Raw genomic sequence first — 11,302 nt, forward strand, 5'->3', positions numbered from 1 at the left:
TAAACCTGTTTTATTCATTATGATTGACCTCCGGCATTAGTCAGGTCCTTACGGACACTATGATCCAGGATTTGTACGCCAACGGGATTAGCTCTGAGCATTTCAGGGTTTGACGTGACCTCGGAAATATCGAATTGCTTCCATGTGATATGGATTAACTTGTTTTCTCTACTCACCAGCCCACCAGATGGCGTACGAATAGTCTCAGTTACGTACATTGTGGATCTGTATACGGTTTCAGATTTATCCGTTGGCGCGATGTAATCAGAGTGGTCTAAAGCTCTAACCTTAATCTCAACCTCATTACACGCATGACAGTCCAGCAGCTCCGCAGCAACTTGAGGCGCATTAAAATCAGTCATAAACTGAGTGAGCATTTGCGGACTGTAATAGTATTGAGCAAAACCAAAATCACCTTCGATAGTCGCTCTTTTTTTGCTGAACCTGGCTTCTGTGAAATTCATCAATGAGGTTGTAACAGTCGCATCAAACCAACGATTTGAAGCCCCGCCATCCTCAAGAAATTCCATCGTATGGCTTCCATCAGGCGCAAGCTTGACCCATGCGATACGAACATTGTTTGCAAAGCGCTCGTTAGAAACGTATGCGAAATACATTGAAAAAACAGCAATAAGCAGGGATAGAACAGCAACCACAGTCAACCAACGGTTACTAACCTGGGCGCGTACCAGCTCTGTTTGGCTCCGTGATTTTTTCAATTCAGCCTGTACGGCATGATTTACATATACATTATCTTCAGTAGACATATTTTAACCCCCTTTAAAGGCACGACCTGCCACTCTGGATAGAGAGCTAAGCCCTCCTGATGTTTGAAAAGATCCTCCACCCATGATTTTCGTTACAAACCAAGGAATGGCCGCAAAAAAGAAGATGCTGATAATCATAATAATTGAGAGGAATGTAAGGTCACTGGAACCGTCAGATTTTATAAGTACTGTAGTATTCGGGGCTACAGAACCATAGGGAGCTGCCATATACCCCCCCATCAACAAAGCAACCATGGAAAGAATGATCTTGCTTATAATTACGTAAAGACCAAACCCAACCAGCAGCGTTAAGAAACCATCAAAATAGACCGCAGTTTTCTTCACAAAAAGGAATGGTATTAGAAACAGCCCTAAAGGCTTCGCGATCAAATAACCTAACATCGGCCATACCGCGGTTAAGAAGGCAGCGGCATACAAAACCAAAGAGCCAATAGCAAAGAAGATTGACATCATGATTTCATCTACTGACGTGCTAAAGAATGAGAATTCTTCTTCACCCCACACTACATTCGAAAGCACTTCTTTGATATAGACAGGGGCTGCGAACATGCCATCAGTGCCAAGTAAATCTGTTTGCAGGGTGGCACCAACTTCATTTAACCAACCCCAAACAAGATCAGCTAATTCTGCGAAGGCTTTATATAATATACCAACAAATAAACCGTAAAATACTGCTTCAACTACATCAGCCATACTTCCGTCACGAGTGTAGCCGTAGGTGGTAATAATAACGTGATAAACCAATCCAGCTAAAAACAAATAATTCACATGCTTGGCAAAAGCAGTGCTGCCAGTTATGGCGGCATTAATTAAACCGTTCATTTGGGTTTCAAGATTTATTAAATTTGAAACCATATATCCCTTATCGTTTAACTGATCAGCAGTTACGACCGCATATGCGTGTTGTGTCACTAGACCCAAAACAGAAACAACAAACAAAATTGTGAGTGAATGACGCCATAAAATTCCACCAACTGAAGACAAAGCTGTCCCTGCATGGCGCAAAATAGACTTGCCCATGTTCAAAATCCTTATTCAAATTGATTTAAAAGTGCTGTTTTAAGTCTTCGAGTTAACGTGAATCATTCCGGTCATCCAAAATTCGGTCAATGCACCAGATTTCGTGGTCAATTTCTTTCTGAGTTACCTCACCAGGTTCACGATTTAATATTCCGTCACCTGCTTTAATTTTGACCAGTTCTTTTGCGATACGCTTCAATTCAGAGTTACTTTGAGGCACTAAATGCACATCGCAATATTCATTGGTACCTCTTAAACGGCCTTCAGCAACCCATTGATCAAAAACTCTATTCGTACAATCGAGATTTAAGCCTGAACCACACTCTTTTTTCTCTCGTTTACGAAGCAGCTGATAATTTTTAAGCTGCCCAGGATCAATATAAGGTTTATCTGCGAAGGTAATTGCCTGAGCTGAAACATTAATCAGCCCAAACAGAATCAATAAAATTCCTGCAAAAATTTTATTCATTGCGCTGAACTCGGTAGTTTCTGGTCTGTGAAAGTTTGTGCACGCATATCTGCATCGCGCTTTAATCGGTTTTTAAAGCGCTCTTGCCGCTTCTTTTCTTCCTGCAAACGCCTTATTTCTTCACGCAATTTCATTTCTGTTTGCAGTTTATCCAATCGAATTTGTTGATCCCTTTGCAACATTTCATGTTCAGTTTGGATAAGTCCATGCTGAACAGAGGCATTGAGATTATCGGGACCAGTAGGCATGGCATCGTGAATTTTTTGACGGTTATCATTTAACCTAACTGTGATTAATTCCTCATTAGCCAATACACCAGTGTTTTTAATAGCCTCTGCGGAATCTCGATTAGTTGCTGCCCAACGATCAACAACGGCCTGGGTATCCTCAGCAGATAAGTATTTTCCAAGTTCAACCTTGGAAACCTGACTGCTTTTAGGAAGCTCAAACTTCTTCTCTAAAATATCTCTGGCCTGTTGCTCATACAGAGGTGAATTTGGATCAAGTCCGTAAAGTTCGCTAAAAATTGATTTAGCCGCAGGGCCATTAATAAGATCAGAACCAATGCCGTATAAATTAATTAGCTTAGCAATATCACCATGCGCCCTGGCATTCTGCACAAGCTGATTGTAGGTTTTTACCAGCTCCGCGTATTGCTTAACCTGCTCAACAAGATCCTTGTTCTGAATAATAGCATCTTCGATTGCTTTAACCAGATTGGAATTATCAATGACTGGAATACCCTGAGCATGAACGCCAGATCCATAGAGTGTAGTCGTCAATAAAGCGACCTTTAAAATTCGACTGTATTTCCGCTTCATTCGGCTGCCTCCGCGAAATTCTGTTTCATTAAAGATATTTCATCAACAGCTCGTCGAAGCCCCTCTTCAACACCGTACTGTTTGATAAGATTTTGTCGAATAACCACTTCATTGGCCGATGAAGTATTAATGACGTACTGTTCAGGCTCTGCATTCAGAACAACAACCTTACTTATGTTTTGTTCTGGCTGAACAATAAGAGCTTCACCACGAGGCTTTAACTTGCGTATCGCATCAATTTGACCTTGGTTCAGATCAAACCCTGTTCGGTATTGCTCATCAACCATCTTACCATCTGCCATGAATACAAAAGTCGTTGCCGCAGATTTAATCGCACTCCAACCATCTGTTTTCATGTACTCAAGTGGCGATTGGGACCAAAGGGACATACCAGCCTTGTACTTGGCCCATTTCCGCGAACTGGAAACAATGTATTCTCTGCACTGTTTGATCGCTAAAGCATTATGAGCCTCGTCAATTTCCATCATTTTAGGCAAATGGAGATTTTTCGGAGAAGTAAACTCCCTAGTGATCCGATAAAAAATTTCAGAGATTAATGGATGCAGAACTTTTGGATCATTTAAGAAGTGTTGAAGATTAAACACGGCCAATGATTTGTTTAGCTCTCCAATCCCGTCATGCTTGGCATTGAAAATGCCATCATAACGACCACCCTGTTTCCACCGAGAAAATTTGATAGAAAAATCTTGCGGTAAATGATTGAAGAAGCTTTCAAAATTACGCATTTCAAACGGGAGTTTCATTACTCGCTCAACAGCCTGATCAAGCATCTTTTGTTCATCAAAATTAATAGACCGGGCATCCTCTGTATCGTTTGCTTCCAGCAACAACATTGCAAGACCAGAAACATGAGCTACAAACCCACCATCCACATCACCTTCCCTATTTCCAAAAGAGGAAATAAAGGGATTTAGACCGGACACAGAATCATCTTCACCAACCCTAAAGACCCCTGCCCTCTCAGGCCCCAAAAACTCGGCCAGAGTTTCAGTTCCAGGATCAACATCAATAATCCTGCTCAAACCACCATACTTACCGAAATGGGTAGTTAGAGTATTTTTAAAGAAAGTCTTACCCGATCTTGTTGGGCCAACACCGATAATAACAGCCCTATCACCATGATATGGCGTGAAGTTAAAAGGCTCACCGCTATGTGTTTCGAAAATATACCCCGGCTCTTCGCCATTTAGCTCTTGAACCCTGTGTTTACCGGAAACTGATTTATATACCAGCCCCATAGTCCCTGCCCTGGAGGCGGTTGACACATTCAATCGCATAGACTTGCTCTGCCCACCGGGCTGAGCCACCTCATAAGCTTCTGGTAAAATTGGCCCCTCCCAAGTCGGGAAAGCACCACGTAAGGTCAATTCACTATCGAACTTCCCACAATCTTTAATCAGTTGCCTTTTACTTTCGGACGAAATCATAAGCATGGTCAGACCTAGACCAAATGATTCCTCATATGCCTCAGCCCGGTCTAATTCCTCAATAGCATTACGGACCTTTAAACGCTCTTCGCCACGCTTCACTTCCTCACCCGTAAACATCTTATAAAGATCAAGGGTATCACGGGCCAGACCATCACGTGCTTTCTTGAATTTACTGCTAACCTCAGGAGCTGATAATGGAGCAAAATGCGTTATAAAAGTATAATTACCTCTAAGTTTTATGAGGGGGGTTGCCCCTTGCGTCCACAGACCAATGGCATTTTTGGGCTGCTTGGTTAAACTCGCAACCCGACAATAACGTGTAGTTGATCCTTCTATACGCAAACAGTCATTTTCATTTAATCTTACAGTGGATATCTCACCAGCAGGTAACGCGATATCACAATCATCTTCTGGCGCTTTAGAAACAAAATCCTCAGCAAGATACTTAGGATCTTGAGTTGATATAAATTTCATAAATGTCCAGAATTGATCGACGGTCAGTATCTTTGCATCAACAAGTTTTGACCACTTTACTCGGTAATCCTCAACAGCCTTTTTTAACTGTGAAGCACGTTCTCTTAACTCCCCTTCACGCACAAATAATGCATCTGAATTTTTAAGTTTTTTCAAAAATATCTTAATGGCGTTCGGGTCTAATATCGCAGCTCCGAGAAGCTTTATAAGTGTCTTATTGTATCCGGTCTTATCCTCGAATGACAAAACGTGAATAAGACGTGTTTTTGAAACCCCTTTATGATTAAGCGCATTTTCTCTGTTCTTCGAGAGCGTCTGATATAAAGGGTCTGAACGATCTTTAATAGAAACACGTGAATTATCTACGTGTGAAAAATACTGGGTGATCGATATGTCATTTGGCAAAGCACTATTAATTGCCGCTGTCATGTAACTCACTGCGCGTAAATCATCAGAAGTCAATGTATCTGCATCAACTCCTGACAATTCAATAGCAGCAAGCAATCCACCCGTCTTTGTCAGGAAAAACCCTTCGTATGGACAGATTACAGAGAAAAGATCTGATATCGGTTTATTTTTAACAAGCATACTTTCGGCCCTTCCTAACAACTTCACCAATTAAGTTGATGTAAAACCACCAACAACCGTAGTAAGATTTAGGATGACGATACCCGCCACAACAGCACGAGCAACTAAACCCATTGGTCCCTGCTTTGGCGCAAACACAAACACAACAACGGCAACAATGATGCTGACCACCACCACAGCCAAACCAAAGGGGCCAGTCATGAAGTTAACCCAATCCTGGATATATCCCTCAAACTCAGCGATGCCACCCTTACCCCCACTAGAACCAAGAGCAAAAGCCGCCATAGCTGATTTGGCCTGAAAACCAATAACTGCCGCACCAACACCCGCTTTTATTTTATTGAACATTTACCTGCTTCCTTTTGATTTAACGCTTAACGGATAGCGACTATCCGTTTCTTTTTATACTTTCCAGCACCCCACGCAGTGGCTGGATTTTGGAGACGCCGAACCCACGCCTCCAACCCCTGTGGGTCGTTTTTATGCAAAGCCATCAAAACAACCAAAATTATCGACACTAAAGAAGTCGTAAAAATAACTGCGAGCACCCAACCTAAGGGCTGCATCATCGCCACCCCCAACATCAACCCAAGCGCCACCCCGCCAAAAAACAACTTACTAGGGACACCCCACGTCATCTGGACGGAGCTGAATACCTTAATATCTTCTGATTGATCTAAATTATCTTGGTCCGACTTCATAAAATCACTCTTCAAATATTTGCTTATTTACTAACATACGTTTACCATTATGTAATGCTATATGCAATATATAATGTAATGCATTTTGTAATGCACTTTGTTATGCATTGATTTTAAAGCTAAAATATATACTGTTAGGAGAAATTTAACGTGAGTAACCCTATGCCCAACTTAACTTTTCGCTGCCCAACTAACCTCTTAAAGCGGGCTGAATATATTGAAAAATTATTATACGAAAAACACGGCGTAGAAATTTCACGTAGTGAACTTTATAGAATTGCCATAACCACTTTTTTCCAAGCAACTGAGACTGTTTCTTCTAACAAAGACATCTACGACATCACAGATGTGCAAATGACAATCCTTGATTCTTTAAATAAGCAGTTTCCGACAAAACAAGAATAATAAGAACAATTATATTTACGAAACATTTTCACTAGCCGCCTAAAAAGTACATTTTTTTAAACAACCATTTATATTACAGGTTGCATTTATACCTGATAATGAATCGCAAGAATTAAGATTACAACCCCCCTATTAACACATTTTTAATACTTTTTATGGTTAACAAAAATAGATAAAATTTTATCTATTTTTTATTTAAATATTACAATTACTTATACTCTCCATAAGTAACTCAGCGCTAATATTTTAAACCAACATAAAGTTGTTTTTTATTGGTCCAACCACAAATATGCATACTCATGCATGCTAACGAATACTATCGTATTCCACACTAAAAAATGTATATTTAAAGTTGAACAGCTTTATTATTTTCATACATAATCACCCAACACTATAAACATAATATGTTTTTAATATTTAGTTCCTAGTGACTATTTTTATAATAGTTAATATGTTTTTCATATTGAATATGCGTTTAATATGTAGTAAACAGGTAATTAATATGTGTTCAATATGCATTTAATATGTATATACTATGCATTCAATATAAGGAAACTGAGATGCCGACTATCGTATTAGCAAGCTCCAAGGGTGGAGTGGGGAAAACAACAATAGCCTTAGTTCTGGCTCAAGCACTGGTACAGGCTGGTGCAAAAGTATCACTTATAGATGCTGATCCCAATTCCCCCATATCAATGTGGGAAAAAAGGACCGGGAAGGAAAATATTCCAAAAATGCTGTCTCTAGAATTAGGTGTTACAGAAGACAATATCGTCGAAAAAATAGACGAAGCAGCCGAAAAGAATGTTTTTGTAATAGTCGATCTGGAAGGCTCTGCTAATCTATCCGTTTCGTATGCCATTGGACGGGCTGACCTGGTATTGATACCGACACAAGGAAGCCAATTGGACGCTGATGAAGCCGCGAAAGTATTAAAACTAATCAACCGAGAAGCAAAGGCATACAGAAGAACCATTCCATTCGCGGTAGCTCTATCTAAAACTCCATACATAAAACCAAGAACAGCAAAACACATTGAGAGCGATTTTAAAAAGTCAAACATTCCAATACTACCAGTTGAAATGTTTGAACGTGATGCGTTCAGAGCCATATTTACTTTCGGCGGCACCCTGTATGATTTAACACAAGAAGAAGTAAGCTCACCACAAAAAGCAATTGAAAATGCGGAACATTTTGCTAAAGGGGTGGCAAACTATATTCGGGAGCAGATGAATGGCTAGAGAAAGAGCAACCCTAGACCTTGATGACTTGTCAGATTTTAAAGCAAAGCCTCCAAAAAAGAAGCTGCAAAAAGAAGTTGCAGAAAAGGTCGCGACAGAAGCTGGCTTTACAAGTAGGCATTCCAAGCCCAAGCCTAAAGTGGATGGGCGTTCGCTTCGGGCTACAAATAGAACTGCACAACTCAATATGTCAGTAAAGCAAGAGACTAGGGACGACTTCTGGACACTTGCAAGCGAACAGGGCTTCAATACAGGCGAAGATTTCCTAATCGAGTTAATGAATTTCTACCGTCAAAATAAATGATAATTCAGGCATTACAACTTTATTGGCCGCAAGTCTGGTGATGAATATTAAAAGTGTATTTGTGTTGGTTGCTTGTATGCAATCGGTTGGTGTTTTCTTTTCGGGAACTTCTGAAGCTTTGACTTTCAGGAAAGCCAAAAAGGAAGCCGTGAAGATCTATAAAGGCCATGAAGTAGCTTTCTATTCTGGCTGTAGCTATAGCTATAAAGAAAAGAAGCTCGTACCGAATGCTGCTTCTTGCGGTTATACACCACGAAACCCCATTACAAAAAAGGGTAAGATTAATCCCAGAACTGTTCGCATTGAATGGGAACACGTCATGCCAGCTTGGGTTTTTGGCCATCAAAGAAAATGTTGGCAGCAGGATCTTAATGGAGACGGTACAAAAGATGGTCGCAAGGGCTGTAAAAATGATCCTGTCTTTGCTCAAATGGAAGGCGATTTAAATAACCTGGTTCCAGCCATTGGTGAATTGAACGGGGATCGTTCAAACTATAGCTTTTCAATGTTACCAGGTGAACCTCGCGTTTACGGAAAACCTGACTTTGAAGTCGATTTCAAACACCGAAAGGTCGAACCTCGAAAAGAGGTGAGGGGAGATATTGCCAGGATCTATTTTTATATGGCCGATCGCTATAAACTAAGGTTGAGCAAACAGGATAAGCAGCTCTTCACCGCTTGGGCCAAACAAGATCCAGTTTCGGATTGGGAGCGCGAGAAGAATAGCGCTGTCATGAAGGTTCAGGGGAATGGTAATCCTTTTATTGAATAACATTCCTTAATACAGAAAGGTGATCTGCAAAGCAGAGCACAAGAGGCGCAAGCCTCGGGCCGGGATTTATCCCGGCTCCTTGATGGGCCTTAACGCACCCACCAAGGAACAGAATAAAAAATCCTAGAACAATGACAACTGATTTCCAAACACTGGCTGAGGCATCACAACAGGAGCCTCAATCAAGTCAGATTCAATCACTCCTTCAGAAACTTTATTCTTGGGGAAGGGGCTTCCATTCTTTTCAAAAAAGAAAGGCGAACTCAAAAGAAGTGCATTTTCCTGCATTTCCATTGAAAGCGTATTTCCACGCCAAATTCGCCCAGAAAGACCACGGCAAGAAAGCTGAATAAAACACATCCTATACGGCATTTCCGCAACATCAGTAGCTTCAACCCATAAATCAGTCATTGGATCAAAACCCTTGTCCTCAAGATCATCAGCAAGGGCCAATAACATGGCACCAGCTCCACAAGCTGGTTCTGACACAGTAATGAAACCTTTCTCCTCAATAATCTTTTCACAACCAGCAAAATTGATTCCGGCCATCAACCTGCAAACCGAATAAGGCGTGAAGAACTGACCCAAATTACTGTTAAGGATTTCAAGCTCACCAGCTACAGAGCCGAGAAAATCAATCCTCTGGCCCATACTCAGAAAAGTCATAGCCATCAATTCAGACATTCTTGTAATGTCCTCTTTATTCTTATAGCGGCCAACGACTTTCATATAATCGGCCTCAAGAGCTTCCGCACGCTCACCAGTTGCACCCTTTTTCGCCAAGGCACTATAGGCGAGGGTCAAAAAGTCATTAAATTTTGTGTAGTTGTCTTTCGAATGGTCGATGCTGTTAAAGACCTTTACAAAATCCTTTACACCCATAATCACACCCACCCACAAGCAACGGCGATCATAACAACGAGTAAAGGTATTCCCACACAGGCCCCAAGCCCTCCAAGGTAAAGCGTGCCAGATATCTTTTCTGATACCTCTACAACGTCAAAGTTATTATTCCCAATCGCAAAATCGATTTGTTTTTTCATGGTTTTGTCCTCCATTTTTTTGCACGAGAGTGATGCGAAACATCACTCTTGACCCACTGGCGAAGTGCGGGAAGGGAAGGGGCAAAGCCAAAAACTAGGAATGGAGCGGGCAGGCGGGTTTACCCGACAACACGGGACGACGTTTTTTGCTTGTGGGGAGAGAGGGGCAGGAGTCCCTTGGGGTCCCCATAACACCGGAATAGAGCGAAGCGGAGTGAAGGGAAAACAACCACAGCACCAGGAAACTTTAATTACTTATGTAATTGGAATTCCTTGTGATTTAAAAACGCTGATCAGCAAAAAGGATAGTCACCCGCATGGGCCAAGACCCTTCAGGGGCTTGGTGTAGGTTATCGAGCAGAGCGAGATTACTGGAATATAGCCTGAGCCCGCAGGGATTTGCCCTGACATTTTTACCCAAATTAAAGTTATTTCCAATTTTTAGTGAATAAATCTCGAAGCACTATTCCGGTGATTCCATCGGCCTTAGCAATAACTCCGTTACTAACACCAAACACAGTAAAAATTTCATAATTTCTACTCACCTTATCATTTTTTTCAAATCTTATAGCAGACAAGATTTTAGGGGAAAGCGCGTTCTGGGTATTATATGCCTTACCGATATCGTAAAAATTTCGATGCGGCTTGCGGTTAACTTTAGGATCACCATAATCATTAACATAGGCAGATATACCTAAGTTCCTATGTTTAATCGCCCAATTATTCTCAATCCGCCAGTTTAAGCTTACAATAATTATTGTATTATTTTCTTTTTCAACAATCCAGTCGTCAGGGTCATCCGTTCCATCAACAGGAATCAAAGGGCATTGCAAAGTAATACTAAAGTCTTCCAACGTCCTAACCGCAACGCTAGGATCACCCTCTAGGTTTTGAGTGAGAACCGGGCTATCACCATCCAAAAAAAGCCCTGTTTTTTCATAGTAAACTGAAGTCCCAACACTATTCAAAGAAGCCTTTAAATCTGCTTCTAAAGTTATGGCACCACCAAATTTGCCGTCATGAGTTTCATATCCCACAGCTCACACCTATCTATATTTCAAAAGGTCACCTACCAAATTAACACTCAATTAACCATAAAGTTTACTCAGCGAGTAAAAAAGATCAACCAAAAGGTGATTTTTTACAGATTATTCAACCAAAATACCCTCTAACATCAAAACCCTTGAACAACATCACCCAATGGAATCACAACGCCCTGGGCAAA

The 11,302-nt window shown here is 41.1% G+C and carries 14 protein-coding genes; 4 read left to right on the top strand and 10 right to left on the bottom strand.

Features of this window, described 5'->3' with window-relative positions; all coding sequences use genetic code 11:
- Positions 1–17: 17 nt before the first annotated feature.
- The 7 genes from WH95_RS19570 to WH95_RS19600 are packed head-to-tail and all read right to left on the bottom strand — an operon-like array spanning position 18 to position 6,312.
- Complete coding sequence (locus WH95_RS19570; protein ID WP_046510103.1) at positions 18–767, bottom strand: hypothetical protein; 750 nt, start codon at positions 765–767, stop codon at positions 18–20.
- Between the two features lie 3 nt (positions 768–770).
- Complete coding sequence (locus WH95_RS19575) at positions 771–1,808, bottom strand: type IV secretion system protein (protein ID WP_046510104.1); 1,038 nt, start codon at positions 1,806–1,808, stop codon at positions 771–773.
- 52 nt (positions 1,809–1,860) lie between these two features.
- Entirely contained in the window at positions 1,861–2,277 is a 417-nt protein-coding gene (locus tag WH95_RS19580; protein ID WP_046510105.1) for a hypothetical protein, read from the bottom strand.
- Complete coding sequence (locus WH95_RS19585) at positions 2,274–3,098, bottom strand: hypothetical protein (protein ID WP_046510106.1); 825 nt, start codon at positions 3,096–3,098, stop codon at positions 2,274–2,276. The genes WH95_RS19580 and WH95_RS19585 overlap by 4 nt, the downstream gene beginning before the upstream one ends.
- Complete coding sequence (locus WH95_RS19590; RefSeq protein ID WP_046510107.1) at positions 3,095–5,611, bottom strand: VirB4 family type IV secretion system protein; 2,517 nt, start codon at positions 5,609–5,611, stop codon at positions 3,095–3,097. Before WH95_RS19590 ends, WH95_RS19585 begins: the two co-directional genes overlap by 4 nt.
- 30 nt (positions 5,612–5,641) lie before the next feature.
- Positions 5,642–5,959 (bottom strand): hypothetical protein, encoded by a 318-nt coding sequence (locus WH95_RS19595; protein ID WP_046510108.1) that lies wholly within the window; start codon positions 5,957–5,959, stop codon positions 5,642–5,644.
- 26 nt (positions 5,960–5,985) lie between these two features.
- Positions 5,986–6,312: a hypothetical protein gene (locus WH95_RS19600; RefSeq protein ID WP_046510109.1), complete on the bottom strand. Its 327-nt coding sequence runs from the start codon at positions 6,310–6,312 to the stop codon at positions 5,986–5,988.
- Positions 6,313–6,462: 150 nt separating this feature from the next.
- Between WH95_RS19600 and WH95_RS19605 the strand changes: the two genes are divergently transcribed.
- The 4 genes from WH95_RS19605 (at position 6,463) to WH95_RS19620 (ending at position 9,034) form a co-directional block, all read left to right on the top strand.
- On the top strand, positions 6,463–6,717 hold the full coding sequence (locus WH95_RS19605) for a hypothetical protein (RefSeq protein WP_157846029.1): 255 nt from the start codon (positions 6,463–6,465) through the stop codon (positions 6,715–6,717).
- 560 nt (positions 6,718–7,277) lie between these two features.
- Positions 7,278–7,958, top strand: coding sequence for a ParA family protein (locus WH95_RS19610; RefSeq protein ID WP_046510111.1), 681 nt, complete (start codon positions 7,278–7,280; stop codon positions 7,956–7,958).
- On the top strand, positions 7,951–8,262 hold the full coding sequence (locus tag WH95_RS19615) for a hypothetical protein (RefSeq protein ID WP_046510112.1): 312 nt from the start codon (positions 7,951–7,953) through the stop codon (positions 8,260–8,262). Before WH95_RS19610 ends, WH95_RS19615 begins: the two co-directional genes overlap by 8 nt.
- A gap of 40 nt (positions 8,263–8,302) precedes the next feature.
- Positions 8,303–9,034, top strand: a complete 732-nt coding sequence (locus tag WH95_RS19620) for an endonuclease (RefSeq protein ID WP_046510113.1) — start codon at positions 8,303–8,305, stop codon at positions 9,032–9,034.
- A gap of 123 nt (positions 9,035–9,157) precedes the next feature.
- Here the strand turns inward: WH95_RS19620 and WH95_RS19625 are convergent, their stop codons facing one another.
- From WH95_RS19625 to WH95_RS19630, 3 genes are all read right to left on the bottom strand, one after another.
- Complete coding sequence (locus WH95_RS19625; RefSeq protein ID WP_052742176.1) at positions 9,158–9,916, bottom strand: N-6 DNA methylase; 759 nt, start codon at positions 9,914–9,916, stop codon at positions 9,158–9,160.
- 2 nt (positions 9,917–9,918) lie between these two features.
- A complete protein-coding gene (locus tag WH95_RS21360) occupies positions 9,919–10,077 on the bottom strand; it encodes a hypothetical protein (protein ID WP_157846030.1) in 159 nt (52 codons plus the stop codon).
- A 428-nt stretch (positions 10,078–10,505) separates the two neighbouring features.
- Positions 10,506–11,114 (bottom strand): hypothetical protein, encoded by a 609-nt coding sequence (locus tag WH95_RS19630; RefSeq protein WP_046510114.1) that lies wholly within the window; start codon positions 11,112–11,114, stop codon positions 10,506–10,508.
- Between the last annotated feature and the right edge of the window lie 188 nt (positions 11,115–11,302).

The organism is Kiloniella litopenaei (assembly GCF_000982415.1).
Classification (GTDB): domain Bacteria; phylum Pseudomonadota; class Alphaproteobacteria; order Kiloniellales; family Kiloniellaceae; genus Kiloniella; species Kiloniella litopenaei.

Bases quoted from the DNA above. Each gene is read 5' to 3' on its own strand.
- WH95_RS19620 (WP_046510113.1), top strand. From the start codon at position 8,303: ATGAATATTAAAAGTGTATTTGTGTTGGTTGCTTGTATGCAATCGGTT.
- WH95_RS21360 (WP_157846030.1), bottom strand. From the start codon at position 10,077: ATGAAAAAACAAATCGATTTTGCGATTGGGAATAATAACTTTGACGTT.
- WH95_RS19590 (WP_046510107.1), bottom strand. From the start codon at position 5,611: ATGCTTGTTAAAAATAAACCGATATCAGATCTTTTCTCTGTAATCTGT.
- WH95_RS19570 (WP_046510103.1), bottom strand. From the start codon at position 767: ATGTCTACTGAAGATAATGTATATGTAAATCATGCCGTACAGGCTGAA.
- WH95_RS19595 (WP_046510108.1), bottom strand. From the start codon at position 5,959: ATGTTCAATAAAATAAAAGCGGGTGTTGGTGCGGCAGTTATTGGTTTT.
- WH95_RS19600 (WP_046510109.1), bottom strand. From the start codon at position 6,312: ATGAAGTCGGACCAAGATAATTTAGATCAATCAGAAGATATTAAGGTA.
- WH95_RS19575 (WP_046510104.1), bottom strand. From the start codon at position 1,808: ATGGGCAAGTCTATTTTGCGCCATGCAGGGACAGCTTTGTCTTCAGTT.
- WH95_RS19615 (WP_046510112.1), top strand. From the start codon at position 7,951: ATGGCTAGAGAAAGAGCAACCCTAGACCTTGATGACTTGTCAGATTTT.
- WH95_RS19625 (WP_052742176.1), bottom strand. From the start codon at position 9,916: ATGGGTGTAAAGGATTTTGTAAAGGTCTTTAACAGCATCGACCATTCG.
- WH95_RS19585 (WP_046510106.1), bottom strand. From the start codon at position 3,098: ATGAAGCGGAAATACAGTCGAATTTTAAAGGTCGCTTTATTGACGACT.
- WH95_RS19580 (WP_046510105.1), bottom strand. From the start codon at position 2,277: ATGAATAAAATTTTTGCAGGAATTTTATTGATTCTGTTTGGGCTGATT.
- WH95_RS19610 (WP_046510111.1), top strand. From the start codon at position 7,278: ATGCCGACTATCGTATTAGCAAGCTCCAAGGGTGGAGTGGGGAAAACA.